The organism is Aerococcus vaginalis (assembly GCF_053762225.1).
This window is the reverse complement of the sequence record NZ_JBSMYC010000001.1, coordinates 273,083-299,367: the sequence shown is the minus strand read 5'-3', so window position 1 is coordinate 299,367 and position 26,285 is coordinate 273,083. Positions and strand designations below refer to the sequence as shown.

Below are 26,285 nucleotides of genomic sequence, written 5' to 3'. Positions count from 1 at the left end.
TTATCACGTCCTATCAATAGCTTCTAGCGTTACAAATCGTTCAATACCTTCATAATCTTTAATAATACTAACTTTATAATGTGGATACACTGTTTGCATATGCGATGCAATCGTTCTTGCCTGTCGGTAACCACATTCAGCCATAAAGAATCCATTCGGTCGCAGAAGATGACGCAATTTTGGAATTAATCGCTCATAGATTGCATAGCCTAAATCATCAGCAAAAAGTGCCAGATGCGGTTCATATTTAATGACATCCGTCCCCATCACATCCGTTTCAGTAGCCGCAATATATGGCGGATTAGTTACGATAATATCGAATGTTTCGCCTAATATCGGTTGATCGAGATCGCCTTCTAGAAAACGAATTGATAGATCGTGCTTTTTAGCGTTCATTTTCGCAACAGTTAAAGCATCGACGCTGATATCTGTCGCCGTAACTTGTAATGTCGGCACTTCATGTTTAAGCGCAATAGCGATCGCACCGCTCCCGGTACCGATATCTAATACCTGCGCGTCACTAGGAAGTTTACCAGAATCAATGTTTTTGATAATAGTCTCAATAATTCCCTCTGTTTCTTGGCGTGGAATGAGCACATCTTCTGTGACTTTTAGCGGCAATCCATAAAACCAAGCTATTTGAGAGACATACTGGTAGGGATAATCATCTAATGCGATACGCTTAATTCCATTGATAAACAGATCTAAAATATCTTCTGGAACCATTTTTTCACTATTAGTGAGTCTATCATTCAGCGACCACTGCATTAAGTCATCCATTAAAAATTGTGCAATCACACTATCTTTATGATTTTGCTTTAGAAAAAGGGAAGCTGTTTGAATAGCTTCCCCGAACGTTTGATTAGATATTGTCATTATTCAATGCCTCTAATTTCTTCGTTTGATCCGCCAAAACGAGCGCATCAACAATGGCATCTAATTCACCCGATACAATGCGATCTAATTTCTGGATCGTTAAACCGATACGATGATCAGTCACACGGTTTTGTGGGTAATTGTAAGTTCGGATACGTTCTGAACGGTCCCCAGTCCCTACTAAATCTTTACGTTCATTTTCATACTGTTCTTCATTCTGTGATTCATAGTAATCATACACACGCGCACGCAAAATCATCATTGCTTTTTCACGGTTTTGTTGCTGTGAACGTTGATCCTGCATGGCAACAACAATTCCTGTAGGCTCGTGCGTTAAACGAACGGCTGAACTTGTTTTATTGATGTGCTGTCCACCGGCACCACTTGAACGATAAACATCTGTACGAATATCTGATTCATCAATTTCATAATCGATCGCTTCAAACTCTGGCATTACTACTACTGTAGCAGTTGATGTATGCACTCGTCCTTGCGATTCCGTTTTCGGTACACGCTGCACACGATGTGCACCACTCTCAAACTTAAGCTTGGAGAATACTTTTTCACCGGATATACTAATAATGATTTCTTTGTATCCTCCGACATCATTTTGGGATGCTGAAATGACCTCCACACGCCAGCCCTGTGATTCGGCATAACGTGAATACATATTATATAGATCAGCGGCAAAGAGTTGCGCTTCATCCCCACCAGCAGCACCACGAATTTCCATAATGATATTCTTATCATCATTAGAATCAGTTGGAATCATCAAACGCTTAATATCTTCCTTGAGCGTTTCTTCTTCAGATTCGAGTTCGCTTAGCTCCATCTTTGCGAGTTCGCGCATTTCATCATCTGAGTCGTTATCGTTTAAGATTTCTTTAGCGCCGTTGATTTGTTCTTCGACATCACGATAATGCTTGAATGCGTCTACCTTAGGTCTAAGATCAGCTTCTTCACGTGATAAATCACGGAAACGTTTTTGATCACTGATAACATCCGGATCACTTAACATTTCTGCGACTTCTTGGTAACGAGCCACAAATGTATCAATTTGTTCATCAATATTTAACATTTATTTTTTTCTTCCTCCATATTAGCCGGATAACTGTTCAGATGTTATTCATCGAACGGTGGATGATAGTAATGTTTACGACAAACGGGATAATAAGCTTCATTCCCACCCGTTTGTATCTGTTCACCTTCATATACAGGCTTACCGTCATTCATTCGTAGGTTCATAATTGCTTTGCGACCACAAAACCAACAAATTGTTTTAACTTCTTCAATCTTTTCTGCAAGTGTCAATAGCGCTTCGGACCCTTCGAAAAGTTCATTACGAAAATCATTCTTTAATCCAAAAGCCATGACCGGGATATCTAATTCATCAACCACACGTGCACAGGCTTCTACCTGATGTTTGGGCAGGAATTGTGCTTCATCGACAAGGACACAGTATACTTTCTCTTCTTCGTTAGCGCGCTTGACGATATTAAAGATATCTGTCTGACTATCAATTTCAATCGCTTTTCGTGATTCACCAACACGACTTTCAATCATGCCAGCTGCACTGCGATCATCGATAATACTTTTCATTGTAAGGACGCGCTTGTCTTGTTCTTCATAGTTGTGTGCAACTTTAATAATTTCAAACGTCTTTCCACTATTCATTGCACCATATCGGAAAAATAACTGTGCCATGATGACCTCCCCTTTTACTTAACAATTATTAATCTTAGCCAAGGGTTCTGCGGTTGTCAATCTTACAATAAGTTGTGCTAAAATGTAGTGTATTGATAGGAAAGGAGGTTCCCGATGAGTTTAAAGGGTACCTTAGCTAAAAACGTCGCTCAGCTATCGCAATCAATGCTTAAAAAATATGCAGGCGGTGGCTCGAGCTTTCCCGGTAAAATTGCCGAAAAAATTGACCCTGAGATTCTTGGTGAATTAGGCAAAAACTATGATGTAGTTATTATTACCGGTACGAATGGGAAGACGATGACGACTTCTCTTACTGTGAATATTCTGAAACAGAAATTTCAGCATGTATTAACGAATGATACTGGATCTAACCTCAAACAAGGAATTATTGCAACATTTGTTGGCGATAATATCCCTGAGTTAGGCGACGAGAATGAACGTCCAATCGCTGTACTTGAAGTCGATGAAGCGACTGTTCGTCACATCACTAAATACATCCAGCCAAAATTAATTGTGGCTACGAATATCTTTAGAGATCAGATGGATCGCTATGGTGAAATTTATACGATTTTTGATTTCATTAAAGAAGGGGCAGCGTTAACCCCAGAAACACCGTTGTTGTTAAATGGCGATGCGGCGATCTTTAATGACACATCGATCGATAATCCAATGTTCTACTTTGGTTTTACCAATGACGATTTAGAGACAGATAAGCGTGCACATTACAATACCGATAATGTGTTATGCCCTGTATGTCATCATTTATTGCATTACCACGCAATCACATACAGTAATCTTGGGGACTACTTCTGTCCGAATTGCGGATTCAAGCGTCCATCCTTGGCCTACCAAGTCACTGATATCAAAGAATTGACACCTGATTCCTCAATGTTTGATTTGAACGGTGCGACTTACCAGCTGCCAGTTGCAGGTACATACAATATTTATAATGCTTTAGCAGCTTTCTCAATAGGCAAATTCTTTGGATTATCTGACGAAGATATTCGCGAAGGCTTCCGTTCTGCAAGTCGTGTCTTCGGTCGACAGGAAGTCATTGCTATTGATGGCAAAGTGGTTCGAATCAATCTCATTAAGAATCCTGTTGGTTTCAACCAAATCACTGAGATCATTAAATTACAGGAGGATGCATATACAATGATCACCCTACTTAATGATCAACCGGCTGATGGTCAAGATGTCAGCTGGATTTGGGATTCTGATTTTGAATCTCTTGCTCAAATGCCAGAAAATACACGTCAAATTATTGGTGGTCAACGTCGTGAAGCGTTGAAACAGCGCCTATTAGTGGCTGGATTCAAACCAGAGACGATGTACACTGTTAATTCGATGGATGGGGTTATCCATGCGATTCAAGAGGCCCCAACAGAAACTGTCAATATTTTAACGACTTATACAGCAATGCTTGCACTACGTAAAACATTAGCTGAAAAAGGTTATGTGAAGGAGCGAATGCACGCATGACATTAAGAATTTGCCACCTATATGGCGATTTAATGAACACGTACGGCGATAATGGAAATTTATTAATGCTCGAGTATCTAGCCAAACAACGTGCTGGCTCAGTCACCACTGAACTTGTTTCTTTGGAAGAAGACTTCGATCCCGAGCGTTACGATCTTGTTTTCTTCGGTGGTGGTCAAGATTTCGAACAAACCGTTGTTGCTAAGGATCTCGTCAATAAAGCCGATGGTATCAAAGCATACATTGAAAACGATGGTGTTGTCCTAGCAATCTGTGGTGGTTTCCAATTATTAGGAGAACAATACGAAACGATTGGCGGAATGACATTAAAAGGTGTTGGTGCAATCGACTACTATACGACGAGTCAGAAACAGCGCTTAATTGGTGATTTATCCATCTATAATCAGCGTTTTGATCAAACTTATCACGGCTATGAAAACCATGCGGGGCGTACTTACCTCGGTAAAGATGTCCAACCGCTCGGCCGTGTAACTGCTGGATATGGTAATAATGGCGAAGATCTCACAGAAGGTGTCATGTATAAGAATACCTTTGGATCATATTTCCATGGCCCATTAATTGTCAGAAATCCATCACTCGGTGAACAGATTATCGATCTCGCCATGAAAAATTAATGAGACGAAATGAAAAACCCGCTAACGCGGGTTTTTTGCTATCTTATATAAATTTTCTAATCGTTATCACTTGGTGTTTCAGCAATAGTTTCGTTTTGTCTTTTCTCTCGCTGCGCATTCTCGTCGAACGGAAAAATTTCCTGACCATTCTCATCTTCATACAATCCAGATACATCATGATACCAGCGGAAAATATAAATGAAAATCACCTTTAATACCGCGTAAATTGGAATGATGAAAATGATACCTGGAACGCCCCACATATTACCCCCAGCAATTAACAAAAGCATAATTACAACTGGATGAATATGTAAATTAGATCCCAAAACGAGTGGTGAAATAATACGGCTTTCAATACTCTGTTCAATCGCAAATACTAGTAAGACTTTAACAAGCATTAACGGACTATCAACCACTGCAACGATAATCGCAGGTACCATCCCAATAAATGATCCGAGATATGGAATAACATTCAAAAGACCAGCACTCACACCAATGATTAATCCGAAATCAAGACCAATAATGGTATAACCGATCACAAACATAATAGTAACAGCTACCGCAACAAGAATCTGCCCTCTAATGTAACCAGATACCTGATTATTCATATCACTCAACATATCCAGAGTCGTTTTGCGAATTTTCACTGGGATGAACGGCGCCACTGTCTTTTTGATTTTGGGTGCATCTTTCAGCATATAAAACAGGATAATCGGCGCTGTTAATAATGCAACGGCTATCTGTGTCACAACGCCCAAAATCGATGTCAAACTACTCCATGTATTGTTAAATAATCGGCTCCAATTCCAGTTTAAATTGTAAACATAGTTAAATATCTTATCGAAGTTTAATTGAATATCTGAGAAGATATTCTTTGGTAGATAATTGATTAACTGTTCTTGATAAGTCGCCCAAATATCTCCCCACTGCAACAGGAAATCTTTAGCCTGCTCAACGATAACCGGTATCCAAGCCACAAAAAGACTAATTAAAATCGCTAACAAAGCCAATACAAACCATGTACCGTAGATTCGTTTGATACCTTTTCGCTCTAAAAAATTCACGATTGGAACGGTCAAATAGTATAAAACCGAACCGAGGACGATTGGCAGCAAGATCGTCTTAATAAATCGCCAAAGTGGATTAATAAAGACATTTACCTTTGTCAGCAACAACAATAATAAACAGACGAGTATCGCAACCGTCAGCATTAATACATAACGGCTATTTAATACTTTTGTGAAACGATCACCCAATAATATACGCGCTTCAGTTTGTCTACGACGTTCAGGTCTTTCTTTCATTCGTTTCCCTCCCTTAGCTAAAGTTCATATACCAACCTACCACACTTTGTAGCCAATGGATATTAAGTTTCCACTAAATCTGCAGCTTGATGGATACTTCATAATTCACTATGATGAAAGGTGAAAATGTAATCAGAAAGGACAATGACTATGGAAACACTCTACCTCGGAGGCTATACGCGCTCCGAAAATAAAGGTATACACACGTTGGAGTTAATGGACGACGGCACGTTTGGTAATCATCGCCTTATTATCGAAGAATCCAATCCAACATACTTTGTGCTATCTCGTGATCAAAAACATCTTTTTACATTGAGTCAATCAAATGATCAACCAGGTGTAGCACATTACCAAAAAAAGGATACCCACTTTGAATTTGTCGATCGCGTGGCGTTTTTAAACGCTAATGGCTGTTACTTGGCATTAGATGAGGAACGCCAGCTTATCTATACAGCAAACTACCACGACGGTAAGCTCGCAGTAATTAAAATTGAAGCTGATGGTACATTGACTTTAATGAATATTACTTCCCATCTGGGACATGGTGCTACAGAACGTCAGGAAAGTGCACACTGTCACTTCATTGATCTAACGCCTGACGGTTATTTGATCAGTTGTGATCTCGGTACTGATGAAGTATCAACATATGAATTGACAGCGGATAACAATCTTCAACTCAAAGATACCTATCATGCTGAAGCTGGCACCGGTGCACGGCACCTTACTTTCCATCCTGATGGGCGTATTGCTTACGTCATCGGAGAATTGTCAAATACTATCGATGTATGTGACTATGCGGACGGGCATCTCACCCTTATTGAAAGACATAGTACGATTGACGCTACTGAGCAATTCGCGGGCTCAGCAGCCATTCGTGTCTCATCCGATGGACAATTCCTATACACTTCCACGCGCGGTACGGATGAATTGACTATCTTTGCTATTTCAGAAGATGGTGCTCATCTCTCTCGTATCCAAAATATCAGTACAGGTGGACAATCACCGCGTGACTTCAATTTTAATCAGAATGAAGATTTCATAATCGTTGGTCACCAGGATTCCGCAAATATTACGTTGTTCGAACGCGATAAGCAATCAGGCACATTAACCGCACTGCCAGCCCACGCTGCTATACCAGAAATTGTTTGTATTAAACACAGTTAATTTCCTATAAATGCACTAAAAAGACCGAGAGATAATCTACAACTCTCGGTCTTTCTTGAGCGAAATAAGGAAGTGAATTTCACAAAACTATTTGTGGTTGTACTATCTACAGTTAAATACTAGAGACGTGCATCAATCTCTTGCTTGATACTAAACACCAGATGTTCAAAATCATCAGATAAATCAAGCGTTTCACCTCGATAGTCACGAATTAATAATGTATGGAAGAAGTCAATCACAGCGAAACTCATGAATGTCTCTTCATCCATAAATGGGTAAATATAAGCACAGAACAATCCCCACTCGAGAAGTAATGCCTCATGTGCTATGGGATCATTCTCAAATTTTTCACCAATGTATTGTACGCCCGATCGATAGTATGATGTATTAGTTAAAGGAAGTAAATCAACGGTACTAATGGAACGTCTATCGTTCTTGTAGTCGACAAACGTCAGTAGTTTATCAGTATGATTGAATTGTAAAAAATCAGCTATCAAGTCTGAGCGAACAATGAAATCCAGTGATGGGTTCTCCAATGCCTTCTCAACCACCTGCTGTTGATCATCAGATGGTAATTGTTTAACACGATTGAGATATTGATTCTGTTCTGACAATGATAGACGTTGTAAATACGGTGCCATTGTCATAAGATCCAAAAAGTCTGCTGATTGAAAGCGACCAGTATTCACAATTTCTGGACTGTCATTATTCAGTAGAATTGTTTCAATATCTTCTGGTAACGGATTTTCTAAATTGTCAACATCATATGTACAGATTAATGACTCATAACCTTTTAACACAGATTCAAAGCGTTGAATGTCTTCTTCTGTACCCGACAGCAGTGCATCAATCAGAGCGAGTGCATCCGCAACTGCCCCATTCACCAGCAGTTCACGAATGAACCGATTTTGAAAAATATCTAATTGATTCTTTTGAATATAAGCTTCTTTGACCGCCATTAACAAAGAAGCGCAATTATCAAAGTCCTCACTTAGATAATACTTTACAGCGTTCTGAATTGATACGTCGTATTCTTGAGCGTTTCGCGCTTGTATCATTAGGAAACTCCTATAAATACATTTACATCTAGTTAAGCGAATGACTAGATGTTATACAGCACATTACTTGTTCTCGTCAACATATTTGACAAGGTCTTCGATGGTGTGCAATTCTGTTTCATCTTCATCAATTGTCACACCAAATGTATCTTCAATATCATTTAAAATTTGAAAAAGATCCAGACTATCCGCTTCTAAATCTTCTGCTGGACGAGTCGTCATCGTGATCTTTTCTTTATCGATATCGAGTTGTGAACTGATCATTTCGCGAATCTTTTCAAATGTATTCATTCAAACGGCTCCCTTCTAAATCCGTGCTTATTTATCCTCTTCGGTTTCTTTTTTACCGGCTTCAACAAAGTTATCGATGTCTTTAAAGTTTACTGCTGTACGCTCTTCAAGAACATCTAACATTGCTTTATCCGATTGATCCCAAAAGATTTTAACAATCGCCGAATTGTTTAATAATTTTTCGATTTCACCGACGATTTTGTAGTCTCTAAAGGTAAATTGAATGACATCGCCGACTTCTGGTCGAACGTTCTCTTTCACAGTTTTGATGACTTCAACCGCTTCATCGTATGGGATATCGAGCAATGTTGCAATACGTGACTTACTCGTCCCTCTGCGAAGTTCGGTTTCTACCAAATTCTGTGTTTTCTTATCAATCTTTTTACTTGCTTTACTTTTACTCACAAGATCACCTGAAATCCTCTCTATAATACTTGATACTGAGCAGTTTGACTAGTGTTAACCCTTTAACTTAACACTTTCTTAAACTATTTTTTCTTTGCTTGATGCTTTCTCAACTCTTCTTCCGGATCATATTTATAGTTCGGATCTAGCAATTTATCCATTTTATCAAACGCTTCAGCTATTTGCGCATTAATCGCTTTGTTATCGTCATGCGTCATACGTCTTTTATCCGGAAGTTCGATTGGCGCACCGATCGCTAATTTCACTCGATGCGAACGTTTGCGTGATACGAGTCCTTTAACTGTGAGCGGTCCTTGATACACAACTGGCAAAATAGGCACACGTGCTAATCGCGCCAATGTTACAGCACCATCTTTTATTTCTGTCGAGAAACGTGACCCAGTTGGAAAAATGCCTAGATGATGCTCACCGTTTTTAATTTCCTTCACTATTCGTTTCATCAACTTACGATCAGGGTGTTCGCGATCAATTAAGAACACGCCACCGCCATCTTCCATTAGAAATTGTGTGAGCTTATTTGTTGCCAATTCTTTCTTAGCGACAAATCGCACTTTCGGCTGATGAAAGTTAATACCGATCATCACAGGATCCAACCACGTGCGGTGCGGTGCAACCACAATATATTTTTGATCCGGTTGATATGCTTTGTAGGCTTCATCAACCTCTATAATCATCTTACCATTAAAAATACGCAAACCTACTCTAATTAAAAATGAGAGTATAACGTATAACCACATATCTCATTTCTTCCCTTCTATAAACTCACGAGAAATTAATGTGAGAAAGACTGTAATTGATACATGGTGCGATAGTAACCATCATGTGCCAATAATTCATCATGCGTCCCTGACTCAATGATGTGACCATGCTTCAATACATAGATTCTATCTGCATCTTTGATTGTTGACAATCGGTGAGCAATCATAATCGTTGTTCGACCACGACGCAGATTTTCCAATCCTGATTGAATACGTTGCTCTGTTTCTGTATCAATATTAGCGGTTGCTTCATCAAGAATCAAAATCTTAGGTTCACGCAAAATTGTTCGAGAAAAGCTAATGAGTTGCTTTTCACCCGTTGAGAATGCTTTCCCGCCCTCGATAACTTTAGAATCATAGCCATTCTCTAAGCTACAGATAAATTGATCAGCATGTGCAAATCTCGCCGCTGCATCTACTTGATTCATTGGATAGTCCCCGTGCAATCGGATATTGTCTGCGACGTTGCCATAGAACATAAAACTGTCTTGAAGTACCAGACCAATGCTTTTACGAATATTATCCATGGAAATATCCCGAATATCTTGTCTATCAATTTGCACATCTCCAGAATGATATTCGTAGAATCGCATTAATACATTGATAATCGAGCTCTTTCCAGACCCAGTCTGTCCAACAAAAGCAATAGTTTCGCCGGGATTCGCAACAACATTGATGTCATGAAGCACATCGTTCTTACCATCATATGAGAAATTCAAATGTTTAATTTCTACTTTACCTTCTGTAATTTCCCCTGAAGCATCAGGATTAGACTCTGGGGCATGAACATCTTCACGCATCATTAAATTACGGACACGAGAACCAGATACTAAACCATCCTGATAGATACTCAAGCTATCTAGCATCGCACCAATTGGCGCAAAGAATGATTTAGAATAGGAAACAAAGGCGTACAGAATACCGACGTCCCACGCAGCGTTCGATAGAACTTGAATACCAAAGTAATGCAGTACTACGGTTAAGGCAATTGTTTCTAAAAAATTCACAGCCGGTTGTAAGAGTAAGGCATTCATCGCGAACATACGCTTACGCCATTTGACGTAAGTCTGGTTCACTTCATCAAACTCTTCAGCCATTCGTTTCTCTTGGCCAAACTGTTGAATGATCCCCATTCCTGAAATGCTTTCACTGAGCTTAGCATTCAAACGACTGAGTGCCTCGCGCATTTTACTATACACAATCGTACTAAGTTTTTGATAAATATATACCAGGATCAATACTGCTGGCATGAAGGCAACAAATATCCATGCCATTGATTTATTTAGTGAGAACATCGCAATCGCAATCGCGACCACGTTACCAACATTCTCAACAACGACCAAGAATACACGCCAAAATTCGACAATGGTTTCAGTATCATTGGTGACACGTGATACCACCGTCCCATTCGGCACCTGATCGAAATAACGCATTCCAAAATGAATCAATCGATCGTATAGTTCCTGTCTAAGCCCCGCAACGGATTGTTGGCTTGCTAATAGGAACAAATAATCTTTGTAGTACATAATCACACTGTCAATTGTCATTAGTACAAAGTATAAGCCAACCGTCCAAGCTGTTACTTGGAAAGAAACATTCCCAGCTGCCAACTCACCGTCGATGTAATTTTTAATGATTACTGGTAAATACGCCACAATCGCTGCATTAGCTAATGTAAAAACTAATGACAACACAAATTTCAACCAGTATGGTTTGGCATAGGAGAACAAAAACTTCAGAATTTGATTTTGTTCAGAAAGTGAAAACTTAATTGAACGTGATGATTTTTCCATCATTAGTCCCCCTTCCCTTGTATCTTCTGTTCAAGCTGCTGTTGCTCAAACATATCATGATACCAACCGTTATTATTCGTGAGTATCTCATGTGTGCCGCGTTCGGCAATTTTTCCATTATCAACAACAACAATTTCATCTGCATGCATAATTGAACTTAAGCGATGCGCAGCAATAATTGTTGTACGATCCTGACGTACTTCCTTTAAGTTTGCAAGAATTTCAGATTCTGTCTTTGCGTCAACTGCTGATAGCGAATCATCTAAGATCAAAATCTCTGGATCTAATGCCAACGCACGCGCCAAGGCGATACGTTGTTTCTGACCACCAGATAATGACACACCGCGTTCCCCTACTTCGGTATCGTAACCTTCTGGGAAATTAATGATATCTTCATCAATATCTGCAATGCGCGCATAATAGCGAACATCTTCTTCTGTCAAATCCGGACGACCGAAACGAATATTTTCACGAATCGTTGTCGAGAAGAGGAAATTATCCTGCGGTACATAACCAATAGATTGTGACAAGCTATCACTTGCATATTGGCGCACATCAATATCATCGTATGTGATATCGCCTTGATAATTATCATATTCATGCATCAACAATTTAAAAATTGAACTCTTACCCGAACCAGTACGTCCAGCAATTCCCAATGTCTCCCCGGCATTCAATTGGAAATGAACATCCGAAAGGTTCTGCTCATCACCATCTGGATATTGGAAAGATTTAATATCGAATGAGATATTTCCTTTGAGTCGTTTCAGCACTGGATGCTTAGGCTGTTCAATGTGAGAAACTTCATCGAGCAATTCTGAAATACGATCATACGATGCATTCCCACGCTGTAACGTATTCACTAAACGTCCGAGCGCGATAAATGGCCATTGCATCATTCCTAAATAGCTAAAGAATGAAATTAACTGTCCAATAGTTAATTCATTACCAGAAATGAGATGCGTACCGAAGATAATAGCGATACAGTAAGTCAATCCCATAATCCATTTAATCATTGGTAAATTAATCGCATCTACCTTATAAACTTCTTTATTGGCCGCGACAACTTGTTCGGTCTCACGTTTAAAGTCACGATTATCATCGGCTTCTTCACCAAATGATTTGATAACTTTTACCCCACCGACACTTTCTTGAACATGATTATTCATATCAGAAAAAGCTGCTAGTGCTTTACTGTAACGGCGATTGACAACTTTTCCGATAATTTGCGTAATTAGCATCAACAATGGCAACGGCAAAATAGTTAACAACGTTAAACGCCAATCGATCAATAAGATCATACTAAGCAGCGTAACCCCACCTTGAGAGAAAGTATCTGCAATTGATATGATCCCACCACCAGCAACGAACTTCAAAGCATTTAAATCATTCGTCGCATGAGCCATCAGATCACCAGTACGATATTTATGGTAGAACTGACTATCCATCTTCGTAAAATGGTCAAACAAACGATTTCTGAGGATCGACTCCAACAATGTTGAATTGCCAAAAATCGCATTACGCCAAATAAAACGCAAACCATACATCATGACCGCAAGCACGACAATTAATATCACTTCTATTAATAATAGTTGTCTTGTGAGCACACCAGCGATCACTTGGTCAGTCACTTGTCCGACAATGTATGGCACGGCTGCATTAAAAATAGCCGTCAGAAATAAACACAGCACAGCTATCCCATACGTCTTCCATCGTAATTTGAAAAACCAGGATAGCTTTTTCAAGATATCAAACATAATGGCCTTCCTTTCATTGTCCAAGAATAAAAAGAAAAGACCGGTATCACTACCAGCCTTAATCAAAAGACTCTATTTTTTATTAACCATTCGCATTGATTTAACAATTTGTTGCACTTTTTTCTCGGATGGTTTTTGTCCCATTTGAGCCATCATTACACGAATCATGTCAGGTGAAATTGGTGGATTCTCTTGGAAGTAATTCATAATGTATTTACGTGCGATAAAGAATCCTAAAATCATTCCAACAATCAAGGCAATAATAACAACAAAGATCCATGCACCTGTTGTCATACTATCTACTCCTCTTCTGTCTAAAGATTATCAGTGTTCATGATACTAAAAAAATACCTATTTAACAATATCTATCACGCCTTGCTCTCCCATTCCGAATGCAACTGATCAACTACGGATTGGAAGGTAGAAGGTAGCTCACTCTCAATCACGAGCGGTTCACCAGTAATCGGATGTTCAAAAGCTAATCGATAGGCGTAGAGTAACTGACCCTTGTTTGAGAAGAAACGCGGCTGATATTCTGTTGCATACAACGGATCATCGCAAATCGGATGATTGATATAACGCGTATGTACACGGATCTGGTGCGTACGCCCTGTTTCTAATTGGAAAGCCAGTAACGATAATCCTTCCTGATATTGTTTTAAGACTTCAAAATGTGTTACAGCCGGTTTGCCCGAAGGTATTGCTTTGAAACGTAAGCGTTGCTTTGGATCTCTTCCGATTGGTGCATCGATGGTCCCATTAGTTTCAGTAAAAGTGCCATAAACAAGCCCTAGATAGGTACGTTGTACTTCGTGATATTTAAATTGCTGAATTAATTCATGATATGCTTTGTCAGATTTTGCGATAACCATTAATCCACCAGTATCCTTATCTAATCGATGAACGATACCCGGTCGAAAAGTTTCAATACCGACTGGTAACGAAAAATGATTGGTTTCAGCATAACCAAGCAAGTCATTCACTAATGTTTCATTATCATGTTCTTCAGACGGATGAACGACCTGACCTTGACGTTTGTTCACTACTAACAAATATTCATCTTCATAACGGATATCGAGCGACTGGTGTGTCGCAATTAATGGTGCATTCTCTTTCGCTGTCTCATCGAAAACTAAAGTAATCACATCGCCCACCTGAATTTGAACACTCGGTTTCACTTTTTCATGATTAACTGTCAAGTTGCCCGCTTTGATGGCTTTTTTGATCTGACTACGACTCAAATCAGTCCATTCATTTGAAAGATACTGATCGAGACGTTGAGTGTCAGCTATTGAGACTGTATGTGTACGTTGTTTCATTAATGTATCTCACCATCTTTTCCAAGTAACAGACTGATTAGCAGTAGAATGACACCGCACGTAATCGCAATATCTGCCACATTAAAGATAGGAAAATCAATAAATTCGGTCTTAAACATATCCACCACGTATCCAAGACACATACGATCAATAAAATTACCGATAGCACCTGCAATGATCAATGCTAAACTAAGTGAATACCATCGCTCTTCAATCGTTTGTGTATGAAGCATCCATAGTAAACAGCCAACGACTACAACTGTTACGATGAAAAAGAACCACATTTTCCCTTCAAAAATACCCCAAGCAGCACCGTGATTTTGGATATGGAATAACGATAACACACCTGGAATTAGGGGTTGTCCACTACCAACAGGAAATTGATGAACGGTCAACCATTTCACTAACTGATCGAGACCGATGATAGCGATCATCACGATATAATAAATCCACATATACCATTACGCCTCCTTTGCACCATTTTTTGCTAAACGATCAGCATATTCATTATAGTATATTCCTTCGTGCGCAGGCACTTTAACAAATTCAATTGCGATGCGCTGCGCCGCTTTCTGCATATATTCATGATATGACTGCGTATATTCATTATTGCGTTTCCATTCACCCTTCGCCCATGCGCGAATACCTTTGTAGTCATAAAAGAGTGTAATTTTCTTCATACGATTCTTTATCGCATCTTGAACCGCACGCATTGCAGCAGACATCTCCCCTGCAACATTACGTAACTCTACAAGCGCTTTATCTTTACTTCCACCATTAAAAGCATGCTGGCGATCAGAATAAATCAGGACACCACCGTAACCGTAAGCCTTTTGATCGGCAATAAAGCTACCATCAATAAATGCCCAGCACTCATTCTCAGGTGGTATATCACCTTTATCTGGTATCTCTGCATTGACATTACCTGCTGCTAAATACTGTTCAGCTTCTTTTACTGTTTTAAATGATTTATATTCTGCTTCCTTGTAATGCATGATTTGTTTTTGACATTCTGACCATGTGCGATAGATTCCTGGATTGCGACCAATACGCACCGCATAAAATTTTTGTTTTGTTCCCATAAACTCACCTATAAAAAAGAGCCGTGTCAAATTACACAGCTCATTATCTTTTCTATTCTAAGCGGGTAACGAGAATCGAACTCGCGACGATAGCTTGGGAAGCTATAGTTTTACCACTAAACTATACCCGCAACATTAACGACAGAGAATATTATAGCACTTTTTATTTGAATGCGCCACCCTGCCGTTAAAAATGATTAAAGGTCTAATCTATCTGTTGGATAATCAAACGCTTCGAGTGTATCGAGTGAAATGAGAACATTGTGTGTGACTTTTCTCTGTAAAGCACTCTCTAATGCCTGATGATAGATAGATAGCTGTAGCTTATAGCGTTTCAACAATTGATTACGTACCTTTTCTCTGTCTAACTTACCCATGTGATCGGTTTTATAATCAAAAAGCCATACTTCATCATGATCAATGAAGAATCCATCAATAATACCGTGGATAATCATGCGATCGTCCTCAGCCATTTTCTTCCCCATCTGATTCGTCCATTTCGCATACTGCTCCGCTGCGATGCTCAATGTGAACGGCTGCTCACGATACAACCTAGACACATTATCAGAAATACGTCGTCCCATTTCGTTTTCCATAAAGAATCGTGAAAGCTTCTCAAAGTCAGACTTAGTATAAATATTTTCTCGCACTTCATTCGAAGCTACTAATTCTTGTGCCAGTTGATAGAAATCCGCGTAATTCGGTGCTTTGCCTTCTTCCAAGGCGATTTTTTGCATAAGTAAGTGAACGGCTGTACCGTGTTCTGCTGCACTACGCTCTTTTTCAATTTTTTTGAATTCAGGTTCCGACCAGTCTTTACTTAAATATTCTCCGCTCGTCACACTATCCGTTTGTTCCTGTGTCTTATCTTTCTTCCCACTATTTATCCATTCCTGCTCTTTCGTCATATGTGGGTCATCAAACCGCAATGATTGGCGTTTTAAATCACTCACGGAGCCATTACTATCCATTGTTGTGGCTGAGTCGTATGGATAATTAAATGTTATCGGAGAGTATTTAATTATCTGTTTAGTCGATGATACAGAGGACTGCTGATTATCAACGGTAGAGTCAACATTTTCTTTAGAGATTTCTCGATGAACCTCTAATGTAGCAAAAGATGTACCATCAGATTTAAGTTCATAGATAGCATCCTCTTCTTTCAGAGACAAGTATGGTTTGAGTGCTGCCACAATCCAGCCCCAGTTGTTCCCTGCCGCCAATCGTTCACTTTTTGAGAGAATTGGCGTATCATCCGTGGGCGTCATATCCATACTCTTTGCCGCCGAGACAATGATTAATTTCTGCTCCGCACGTGTCAACGCCACATAGAGTTTACGCATCTCTTCAGAATAACTCTGCTTTTTCTCATCGAGTTTTGCCATTTCAAAGATCAATGAATCAATGACTCGAATGTTCTTTCGATCAAACCAACGGAAGCCCAAACCGTATTTCTCACTGACAATGTATGGTGATTGCTGATAATCCTGTTTATTGAAACCGTGGGACGCATCAAAGTAAATGACAACAGGATATTCTAAACCCTTACTGCTATGAACTGTCATTAATTCCACAGAATTACTGTTTGGATTGAGATCTTGAGGCGTTTCAATATCCTTCTTTTGACGAGAAATCTCTTCGATGTAACGCACGAATTGGAATAATCCTCGTTGCCCCTGTTGCTCAAAATCATTCGCCAATTGGATCAAACCGTACAAATTGCTGCGGCGCTGTTCACTATGTGATTGTGAACTGACCGTTACTAAGTACTCTGTGTCACGATAAATACGCCACAACAGCTCGCTCAAACTTGCCGTTCGTTGGTATGTCCGCCAACTATTCAATTGTTTAAAAAATGACTTAAGAGCGTCAGCAATCTCTTTATCTTCTGTTCCGAGATTGTCTTGCTTCTTGTTCATTTTACAGTTAAACAAATTCACCGCACTGAAAAATGGCTGTCCCTTTGTAGAGGAAAAGTCATCCTTTTCATTTTCAGGTGTGTAATTATCACCAAATGAACGAATTCGTGCTAATTCTGGTTCTTTAAGGCCTACAATTGGTGAACGCAAGACAGCAGTGAGCGGAATATCCTGATTCGGATTGTCCACTAACTTAAGTATTGAAACCATAGTCATAATTTCAGTTCGCGTAAAGTAATCTTCACGCTTATCTTGATGAATCGGAATACCATACTGATTAAATACGTTTTCAATCTCGCTATAACTGCCACGCGTATTTGTCAGAATCGCAATATCTGAATATTGAACAGCTTTCTCTTGTCCAGGAAATGTTTGACCAATCAATGATTGAATACGTTGTGCTGTAATATGTGCTTGTCGTTCAACTTTAGATAACTTCTCTTTTTTCTTTGATTCTTCTGATTGATCATCTGTTTTTTCTGATTTATCTTCCTCTTTCTCTGATTGATCAACCACGTGAATCTCTGGAAGAAATGGTTCAAGCGGTTCAGCTGTCTTACCAGACTCTAAATTCGCTTTTGAGTAGTCAATACCTCCCAATTCATCATCCATCAAACGATTAAAAATCATATTTACAAAATTTAATACTTCTGGACGACTTCGGAAATTCTTCTGTAATTCGATTAATTGACTTGAATTCTCATGACTCTGATAATCATGATGCTTTTCGCGGAACAAATCTGGATTAGAGTATCGGAAACGATAAATACTTTGTTTCAAGTCCCCTACCATGAAGCGATATTGATGTTTATCATCTTCACCGATTAATTTCAGAATCTGTTCCTGCAAATCATTCACATCTTGATACTCATCGATAAGAACCTCATCGATACGTTCATGATAGTAATCGCGCGCTTCATAGTTTCCATCATCATTAGTAGCATTTAGAATTTCCAACGCCTTCAATTCAATACCCGCAAAATCTAGCACATTTTTTTCAGCCATTGCTTCATCAATTTTCTCAAGGAACGTTTGAACGAGTAATATTAAGCGATCTGCAATGACACCCACCTGTTTGATAATTTCATCTAGTATTTCAGGTGAAAAACCGAAGAATTTGTCGTACTTCTTTTTGATTTTATTATCATAAATTTTATTAATACGCTTAATTTCTTCTTTGAAGTTTTCGAAATCTTCTTTATATTCCTCTTTATCTGTTGGTCCCTTAAAAGAGTTTAGCCTTATCTTATTAGGTTTATGATTATGAAGTATTGCATAATCTAGCTTTCCCTCATGGTACGATCTACATAGCTGTTGGTTATCACCCATAGACAGAATTTCTTCATTTTTACTACGCGCTTCTGTATCGAAGATATCTGGAATAGCAACATTCTGATACTGTTTCGTAACCGCTTCTAGTTCTTCAATAAAGCGACCAATAATATCATTCTTAACAACAGTTGATTCTACGAATGGTTGGTATGCATAACTATCAGATAAATGTTCTAGCCATTGATTAGGATTAGCATGTGATCGCGCTTTATCAAATAGCGAGATAATCATTTGATATAGCCTATCACTACTATGTTGTCGGCCATCACTAAAATTTTTAGCGACGGTTTCGTACGCTACCCTTAAAGGATCATTTTCTTCTCGCGAGAGTGCATCTGAAACTAATTTTTCCCACACATCTTGCTTGAGTAACACTAATTCTGTTTGATCACTCAACAGTCGATAGTTAGGATCTAACCCAATGAGATAATAGAATTGATTCACAATTTGTCGACAAAAAGCATCGATAGTTTGAATATTTACGATCGGTAATAACCCTAATTGTTCTTGTAAAAAACGACGCGTCTCATAGTCAGTTTCATTACTAATTGCCTCTTGCAGTGCTTTTTCGAGACGTTCTTTCATTTCTTTAGCTGCTGATTCGGTAAAAGTAACCACGACTAATCGATCAAGTGAAATACGATTCTCTTTATCACCGGTTAAAATTTTTTGGATAATACGCTCAATTAATACACGCGTTTTTCCTGAACCTGCTGAGGCTGAAACGAGCACATTACCAACTTGACGATGTGCTTTAGGAACATTTCCAGACACTATTGCTTGTTGCTGTTCTTCTGTAAATGACATCTTTCCAGGTTGATTACTCATTGTCATCCTCCTCTTTTTCTTTTGACTGCTCTTTCTTTAGAAAGTCCTTTAGAATATCCTCATTGCTTTCATCACATGGTGAGCGTTTTTCGATATGATCTTCAGTTGGATCATATCGTGAAATTGATTGATAGTCTGTTAACGATGGCAGGAGTGCTGTATAGTTATCAAACGTTAATGGTGATAATTCAATGTCCCCCTCCATAATACTATCGACTGTTTGCGCAATACGGTCATTGACAATTTGTCTAAGACTACTAAATTGTTTTTCCGTCAATCCTTTTTTGTCATTTGTGTAAAATACGCTATCCTTTTTAAGCTTTATATGATAAATGGTGTCTAACGGTACCGTAGATTTAATGTGAGGAACCTGACCGCTCCTTTCATCTTTAAGAATATATCCCTTAAAGCGTGCATTTGTAGATTTATCAGTAATTACTTCCTCTGTATTTATATCTTTTTTATACTCATCATCATTCGTTATTTGAATATCTTTGCTAATTAAATTACTGATTTCTTGATAGAAGAATCCTATTGGCAATATTTTTTTCTTATCGTCTTCTAATTTCTCCCATTCCTGTACAAAATATGTAAACAACTGCAAACTACTACCATCCATTAATTTGGATAACTTCAAATTATTAGAGTTATCAGATGACTTATAATCAATTACCTGAAAACCTAATGCATCTTTGTTTGTCTGGGTATCTTTTGCTAAATTGAATTGATCGACACGATCGATTTTTCCTCTTAATTGATATTGATTACCCTTAGACGACGTTTTAACTTCAGTCTCAAAGTTTTGCTCGGTTTCGATATTGGAAATGTTCAACGCCTGTAATCGCAACGTTTCATAGCGGGCAAGCAGTTTCAGTGTATCGTCTAACTGCTGACGTCTGAAATTAAAATCTTTATGGTCTTCAGTACGTTTAAAGACTTCAAATTCCTCAACAGTTTCCTTCAATACATCGATCATTTTCGCTTCATCAACTTTTGGCCAGACTTTGAAGTAAAGTTCCAAAACCCTATGGAAGTAATTCCCAGTCTGTAGTTGATCTACCTCAAAGCGTTGACGCTCTTTGAGTTTCAATCCATAGCGCAAGAAATAACTGAAAGGATCTTTATTAAATAACTCTAGCTGTGAAATAGAGAATTTCGGTACTTCACCGTAAAGTGCTTTGGCACCTTCTTGACCTAAATTAGTAAATGTATTTTCAAGTTCTGACCGATCAAGTAATTTTTCATTCAGCGTTTTTTCTTCGGTTTCATTTTCATTCTTAACTTTCTGATCTGCAACTTTTTGCCAGTTTTCTGGTAATTTATCAAATTGCTGCTGTTTAATCGCTAATTGCTGAAGCTGCTCATTACCATTTCCTAATATCCATTCACTCTCGCAGTCAACCGGCTGTTCGACATGCAATGTGGCTTCCATTTCAAAATTATCCAACAGCAATGCTAAAAATGGTGAGACTTTTTCATTTTTACTTGACGAATTATATGGATAGCTTAAAATCAAACGCTCAGTGGCAGATGTTAATAACTGATAGAATGTGAATTTTTCGTTGTTATATTGTTGCTGCGCATTTGGATCTAAGAAATGCAATTCCTTTCCAAATTGTGCCATTGTCCCTTCTGCAGTCATCGCTTGATTCAACCAGTCACGAGTCGTTTCATCGAGTAATGACTTACGTGTCATCGTTTGTGGGAGCGCTTGATCCGTCATTCCTAAAATGATACTGAATTTTCGAGGAACAATCGAAGCATCCTTATACTCCGCAATACGTACACTATCCAACGTTGGTGGCACCATACGATAATAATTATTTTCGAATGCTGATAACAAGACTGAAAAGAAACTTTCAGGATCAAATGTTTTCTCACCAAATAACAGGACATATTCATCTAATGTCTGCACAAAACGATTCCATACTTGTTCTTGTCGATTAGCGCGTTCGATAGCCTCTTGATCATCTTGTTTTTTAAGATAAATTTCCCATTTTTGCATGCAAATCATTGGACGATTATCTTTTGTCATGAAATCATAAAAATCTGAAACAGCTTCTCTCACAGTAGGTTTATCTTTCCAACCGTCGAACAATGCTTGAATCGGTTGATAAATGCCATTTCTAAATTGAATAATGGTGCTATCTTCGGTGAACTTAATCGCTTCTTCATAACCGTCAAAATACCAGTGTTCTTTCTCTGACCACCATAATCTTCCTTGATAGTCTTTCGCTAATACGATATTTTCAACGCGATCCAGTATCCTTCTAAAGGATGGCACAGCTTCTTCTTTAGAATTTTGTGTGTCGCTCCCCTGTTCATTATCACGATATGCGAGAGGAACCTTAAATAGCTCTGTCTTCAACATGCTGAAGACATCTTCATACCGCCAATTATATTTATAAACGTTATATAACGAGGATAGAAAACGTGTGAGCGGATGCTTCGCCATCGATTCTGGACGATCAATATAGTAAGGAATACCATTCTGCTTCAGCGATTCAACCAGTAAAGATTGATAGTGGTCAAAATCACCAACAAAAATTTGAAAGTCTTTGTAGCGATAATCCCTTTCTCCCTCGCTAACTTCATGGTAGATAGCACTGGCCGCTTGATCGGCTTCCACACGTACAGATTCACTTTGCCAAACATCTACCGCTGTCTTGACACTGTTTTTTTGTTCTGCAATTAAATGATTATGGCTGAAATTTTGTTCACGCCACCACTGCTCTAAAGTCTGAATCCCTTTAGCATACGAACTTTCTTCAGTATCTCCGTGGAACGATTCGATAGTCGCTTGATACGGTAATAGTTGTGAAAGTTGATGATAAATGTAGTGAGCACCTGTAAAGACGGATAGTGTGGGATCATAATCTTCTTGATTGATATCTTTACTCTCTGCTAATAGCGATAGTATGACGGTATGCGTTTGCTCAATCAATGCTTTAACGACGCTGTATTCACTAGCTTTAAAGTAATCAAATCCATCGATCACAATCATCGTATGAGATAGATCCGTCTGTTCAATTACTTTGACTAGGTCTTCGTAAATATTGACATCTTGTAATTTTTGATTCTTTAGATAGGCATTGTATTCTTTATATATATCAAGAATCTCTTCCAATTTTCGATATTCATTGCGCTTGAATGTGCTATTTTCAATCGTTTCGTCATCCGCTTTGAGTTGTACTAACAGATATTTCAGATACTCTTCCGTCATATTACCACGGTCAAATTCCGCAAATAATTCATAGAGTTGTTCTTGGAAACTCAAGTATTGGCGTTCTTTTTGAAAAGCTGTTAAACCGCCTTCCAGTTCTTCCAAAACTTTTTTGATAACCATAGTTAGACCGATTTTAGAGATGGTTTCTTTGTTCTTGATGCCTAGGTACCATGCCATACGCTTAAAACTGAACACTTGAAGGCGCATAATCCCCATAGTGTTTCCTGAAATATTATTCGTCTGTAATGCCTCTAATTGATTCAGTACTTCAAACTCCATAGTGAGCTGTTGATTATCTGGCACGATATAGAACACTTGACGATTGAGATCTTCCGATAAAAATTGTTTCACCGCTTGAATGACAGATGATCGTTTCGTCTGTGCCGCTGTTTCTAAATTTAAAACAAGACTCATAAGCCCTCCTCAACTAAAAAGAAAAACACCGCTCCCTAAAAGAAGCGATGTCTATTGTGACCGCTCAATTAAAATTGCTCATAATCTTTTGCTAAAGATGCAATGCGAACAATAATTTCTGCCATCTTCATCATCGTTTCGAGTGATACATATTCAAAACGTGCATGCATATTTTCGCCACCTGCGAATAAGTTTGGCGTCGGTAAGCCACGGAAAGTCAAAATTGAACCATCTGTACCACCACGAACGGGTTGAATATTTGGTGTCACACCTGCTACTTCATAGCCTTTTTCTGCTAGTGTCACTGGACGCATGTCTTGTTCGAGAATTTCACGCATATTGCGGTATTGATCAATGATTTCGATATCAATCACTTTCTGTGGATATTTGTCGTTGATAATTTCTGCAATTTTAGCCATCTGGTGTTTACGGTATTCGAAAACATGCGAATCATGATCACGAATAATGTAAGCCATCGATGCTTCATCTGAATTACCAGTAATACCATCGAGGAAGTAGAATCCTTCGCGTCCTTCAGTATGTTCTGGACGATCAAATGCGGAAATGGCATTGTGGAATTCAATCGCCACTTGTAAGGCGTTAATCATAATGTTTTTAGCTTCAGATGGGTGGACACTCTTACCCGTAATCTTCAAATCTGCCTGTGCTGCATTGAAGGTTTCATATTCTAAATCACCGAGTGGACCGCCATCAACGGTAAAAGCAAAATCGGCACCAAAGCGTTCTACATCAAAGCGCGTCGCACCCATACCGATTTCTTCATCTGGACCAAATGCCACCTTAATATCACCATGTTTAATTTCTGGATGATCAATTAAATAAGCGATTGCTGTCATGATTTCTGCAATCCCTGATTTATCATCAGCACCTAATAACGTGCGTCCATCCGTTGTAATTAATGTCTGCCCCTTGTATTTATTTAATGATGGGAAATCTTCAGGTGATAATTCATAGCCAGAATCTGACAACGGGATTACGCCGCCATCATAATTCTCAATAACTTGTGGCTGAACATTGTCAGCATTGAAATCTGCGGTGTCACGATGTGCAAAGAAGCCAATTGTTGGGTAATTGTTTCCCGTATCATTGGCAGACAATGTTGCTGTGACATAACTATCGGCTTCGTTATAGTAAACATCATCTAATCCCAGTGTGTTTAATTCGTCCTCTAGTTGGTGTGCGAATTCCACCTGGTTTTGAGAAGATGGAATCTGATCTGCATTTTCTGGATTAGAACGCGTGTTAACCTTAACGTAACGTAAAAAACGTTCGAGTAATGCTTCTGAAGATAGCTGAATATCCATAATACGTAAACTTCCTTTCGATACTTTTAATAATGATTAGTCACTAAATAAATTGAAATGGATCCGTGTTGAGCTCACTTTCAATCACTTCAACAGAGCGATCGTCTTGCTGAGATAGCCATCCGTCAATCAGCGATTTTAAGTGTGGTTTGCAGACACTCTCCATATGATGACCAGGATCAATGACTGATAGACCTGACGCTAGCATATCGTGTGCTGTATGGTAATAGACATCTCCAGTAATATAGATATCTGCTTCCTTGGCTAATGCCTGCTGATAGAAACTACCACCATCGCCGCCTAAGACAGCCACACGTTGGATTGGTTTATCCATATCATCAGCGACTACGCGTAATCCTGCTAATCCATGTACTGATTTAATCTTCTCTGCAAATGCACATACGGTCATCGATTCAGAAAGATTTCCGATACGTCCCATACCGACCAATTCACCGTTTGCATTTTCAACAGCCGGAGATTTAGGAACAAGCACTTCCGTGTCTTCAATCCCATACAATGCTGCGAGCCAATCATTCATCCCACCTGGGGCATTATCGAGGTTAGTGTGTGCACTATAAACACTAATACGATGACGAATAATCTCGGCATACATCTGCTGCTGTGGATCGTGTTCTGTCAATGTTTTCGGCTGACGGAAAATTACTGGATGATGCGAGAAAATAAAATCGCATTCTTTATCAATAGCTTCTTGCACCACCTCTGGACGCACATCGAGTGTTACGAGTATGCGATGAACTTCTCGATCAAAGCGACCGAAGTGTAAACCAATAGGATCACCATCTTCCGACCAAGATTGCGGACAAAATGATTCAAAAGCATCAACAATCTCTTTAACAGTTGTCATGAGTTCTCCTTTCCAAAATCAAAATGCCGTTCTATCATCTCCGCATATGCACGTTGTTTCTCACCTGACGCTGGATGATTGCTGGCACCGATACGTGATAGAATTTTTTTTGTTTTTTGATATTCGCGTTCCCAATACTGTTGATAGATATCAGGATCATTTTCGGCTGTAAAATGTCCAAGTAACAATTCATCTGCTTCATAACGCCATCCCTCATCAGTTGGTGTCGCATGGATCATTTCGTAGTATTTACCACCATCATATACCATGCCTTCATCTAGCACTGTATAATCATGATTCATCAGCCATTCTCTAACCAATGATGCTTTTCGGTTAGGCTGTAGAATTAATTTTGCTTCTTTTGGTAGTAAGGATTGCGCTAACGCACGGTCGAGAATCGCAGCGATTAATTCACCACCCATTCCCGCCATAACTGCAACATCGATCTCATCCTCAGTCGTCAGCACTTCAAACCCATCACCAAGGCGTACTTCAATCGTATCATCAAAGCCCTCAGTATGTACTTCCTCAACACTGCGCTGATAGGGACCTTCAGTAATTTCCCCCGCAATACCGTGCGCTAGTCGCTGTTGTTTCGCAAGATGCACAGGGAGATAAGCGTGATCGGAGCCAATATCTAAGAGATGCGATCCTGGTTGCACCCAATCTGCCAAGCGTTGTAATCGTTTAGATAAATGATTTGCGTCCACTATTCTCTCTGACTCCT

General features: G+C 39.1%; 22 protein-coding genes and 1 tRNA gene. 3 read left to right on the top strand and 20 right to left on the bottom strand.

Annotation, left to right across the window (positions count from 1 at the left end; all coding sequences use genetic code 11):
- Window positions 1-3 precede the first annotated feature (3 nt).
- The 3 genes from prmC to ACWOEX_RS01420 are packed head-to-tail and all read right to left on the bottom strand — an operon-like array spanning window position 4 to window position 2,580.
- Entirely contained in the window at window positions 4-876 is an 873-nt protein-coding gene (gene prmC / locus ACWOEX_RS01430) for a peptide chain release factor N(5)-glutamine methyltransferase (RefSeq protein ID WP_455297477.1), read from the bottom strand.
- Window positions 863-1,954 (bottom strand): peptide chain release factor 1, encoded by a 1,092-nt coding sequence (gene prfA, locus ACWOEX_RS01425; protein ID WP_455297476.1) that lies wholly within the window; start codon window positions 1,952-1,954, stop codon window positions 863-865. The genes prmC and prfA overlap by 14 nt, the downstream gene beginning before the upstream one ends.
- Window positions 1,955-1,998: 44 nt before the next feature.
- Complete coding sequence (locus ACWOEX_RS01420; protein ID WP_455297475.1) at window positions 1,999-2,580, bottom strand: thymidine kinase; 582 nt, start codon at window positions 2,578-2,580, stop codon at window positions 1,999-2,001.
- Window positions 2,581-2,694: 114 nt separating this feature from the next.
- Between ACWOEX_RS01420 and ACWOEX_RS01415 the strand changes: the two genes are divergently transcribed.
- Window positions 2,695-4,062: a MurT ligase domain-containing protein gene (locus ACWOEX_RS01415; protein ID WP_455297474.1), complete on the top strand. Its 1,368-nt coding sequence runs from the start codon at window positions 2,695-2,697 to the stop codon at window positions 4,060-4,062.
- Complete coding sequence (locus tag ACWOEX_RS01410) at window positions 4,059-4,697, top strand: type 1 glutamine amidotransferase (protein ID WP_455297473.1); 639 nt, start codon at window positions 4,059-4,061, stop codon at window positions 4,695-4,697. The genes ACWOEX_RS01415 and ACWOEX_RS01410 overlap by 4 nt, the downstream gene beginning before the upstream one ends.
- Window positions 4,698-4,753: 56 nt before the next feature.
- Here the strand turns inward: ACWOEX_RS01410 and ACWOEX_RS01405 are convergent, their stop codons facing one another.
- Window positions 4,754-6,001 (bottom strand): AI-2E family transporter, encoded by a 1,248-nt coding sequence (locus ACWOEX_RS01405; RefSeq protein WP_455297472.1) that lies wholly within the window; start codon window positions 5,999-6,001, stop codon window positions 4,754-4,756.
- A gap of 144 nt (window positions 6,002-6,145) precedes the next feature.
- On the opposite strand from ACWOEX_RS01405, the gene ACWOEX_RS01400 reads away from it, so the two are divergent.
- Window positions 6,146-7,165, top strand: a complete 1,020-nt coding sequence (locus ACWOEX_RS01400) for a lactonase family protein (protein ID WP_455297471.1) — start codon at window positions 6,146-6,148, stop codon at window positions 7,163-7,165.
- Between the two features lie 119 nt (window positions 7,166-7,284).
- Here ACWOEX_RS01400 and ACWOEX_RS01395 read toward each other — a convergent pair whose 3' ends face one another.
- The 16 genes from ACWOEX_RS01395 to ACWOEX_RS01320 form a co-directional block, all read right to left on the bottom strand.
- Window positions 7,285-8,223 (bottom strand): hypothetical protein, encoded by a 939-nt coding sequence (locus tag ACWOEX_RS01395; protein ID WP_455297470.1) that lies wholly within the window; start codon window positions 8,221-8,223, stop codon window positions 7,285-7,287.
- Window positions 8,224-8,286: 63 nt separating this feature from the next.
- The gene (locus ACWOEX_RS01390) at window positions 8,287-8,514 is read right to left on the bottom strand and encodes an acyl carrier protein (protein WP_455297469.1); all 228 of its coding nucleotides are present in this window, start codon (window positions 8,512-8,514) and stop codon (window positions 8,287-8,289) included.
- A 27-nt stretch (window positions 8,515-8,541) separates the two neighbouring features.
- Window positions 8,542-8,919, bottom strand: coding sequence for a DUF2187 family protein (locus ACWOEX_RS01385; protein ID WP_455297468.1), 378 nt, complete (start codon window positions 8,917-8,919; stop codon window positions 8,542-8,544).
- Between the two features lie 83 nt (window positions 8,920-9,002).
- On the bottom strand, window positions 9,003-9,677 hold the full coding sequence (locus ACWOEX_RS01380; protein WP_455297467.1) for a lysophospholipid acyltransferase family protein: 675 nt from the start codon (window positions 9,675-9,677) through the stop codon (window positions 9,003-9,005).
- A 35-nt stretch (window positions 9,678-9,712) separates the two neighbouring features.
- Window positions 9,713-11,491: an ABC transporter ATP-binding protein gene (locus tag ACWOEX_RS01375; protein WP_455297647.1), complete on the bottom strand. Its 1,779-nt coding sequence runs from the start codon at window positions 11,489-11,491 to the stop codon at window positions 9,713-9,715.
- Window positions 11,492-11,493: 2 nt separating this feature from the next.
- The gene (locus ACWOEX_RS01370) at window positions 11,494-13,248 is read right to left on the bottom strand and encodes an ABC transporter ATP-binding protein (RefSeq protein ID WP_455297466.1); all 1,755 of its coding nucleotides are present in this window, start codon (window positions 13,246-13,248) and stop codon (window positions 11,494-11,496) included.
- Between the two features lie 72 nt (window positions 13,249-13,320).
- The gene (locus ACWOEX_RS01365) at window positions 13,321-13,542 is read right to left on the bottom strand and encodes a YneF family protein (RefSeq protein ID WP_455297465.1); all 222 of its coding nucleotides are present in this window, start codon (window positions 13,540-13,542) and stop codon (window positions 13,321-13,323) included.
- Window positions 13,543-13,616: 74 nt separating this feature from the next.
- Window positions 13,617-14,567, bottom strand: coding sequence for an RluA family pseudouridine synthase (locus tag ACWOEX_RS01360; protein WP_455297464.1), 951 nt, complete (start codon window positions 14,565-14,567; stop codon window positions 13,617-13,619).
- Window positions 14,567-15,022, bottom strand: coding sequence for a signal peptidase II (lspA, locus tag ACWOEX_RS01355; RefSeq protein WP_455297463.1), 456 nt, complete (start codon window positions 15,020-15,022; stop codon window positions 14,567-14,569). Before lspA ends, ACWOEX_RS01360 begins: the two co-directional genes overlap by 1 nt.
- 6 nt (window positions 15,023-15,028) lie before the next feature.
- Window positions 15,029-15,649: a ribonuclease H1 domain-containing protein gene (locus ACWOEX_RS01350; RefSeq protein ID WP_455297462.1), complete on the bottom strand. Its 621-nt coding sequence runs from the start codon at window positions 15,647-15,649 to the stop codon at window positions 15,029-15,031.
- A gap of 60 nt (window positions 15,650-15,709) precedes the next feature.
- Window positions 15,710-15,780, bottom strand: a tRNA-Gly gene (locus tag ACWOEX_RS01345).
- Between the two features lie 66 nt (window positions 15,781-15,846).
- On the bottom strand, window positions 15,847-19,728 hold the full coding sequence (gene addA, locus ACWOEX_RS01340) for a helicase-exonuclease AddAB subunit AddA (RefSeq protein ID WP_455297461.1): 3,882 nt from the start codon (window positions 19,726-19,728) through the stop codon (window positions 15,847-15,849).
- On the bottom strand, window positions 19,721-23,368 hold the full coding sequence (locus tag ACWOEX_RS01335) for a PD-(D/E)XK nuclease family protein (protein ID WP_455297460.1): 3,648 nt from the start codon (window positions 23,366-23,368) through the stop codon (window positions 19,721-19,723). The genes addA and ACWOEX_RS01335 overlap by 8 nt, the downstream gene beginning before the upstream one ends.
- 68 nt (window positions 23,369-23,436) lie before the next feature.
- Entirely contained in the window at window positions 23,437-24,693 is a 1,257-nt protein-coding gene (pepT, locus tag ACWOEX_RS01330) for a peptidase T (protein WP_455297459.1), read from the bottom strand.
- A 43-nt stretch (window positions 24,694-24,736) separates the two neighbouring features.
- Entirely contained in the window at window positions 24,737-25,558 is an 822-nt protein-coding gene (locus ACWOEX_RS01325) for a Nif3-like dinuclear metal center hexameric protein (RefSeq protein ID WP_455297458.1), read from the bottom strand.
- Window positions 25,555-26,268: a tRNA (adenine(22)-N(1))-methyltransferase gene (locus ACWOEX_RS01320; RefSeq protein WP_455297457.1), complete on the bottom strand. Its 714-nt coding sequence runs from the start codon at window positions 26,266-26,268 to the stop codon at window positions 25,555-25,557. The genes ACWOEX_RS01325 and ACWOEX_RS01320 overlap by 4 nt, the downstream gene beginning before the upstream one ends.
- Window positions 26,269-26,285: the final 17 nt, after the last annotated feature.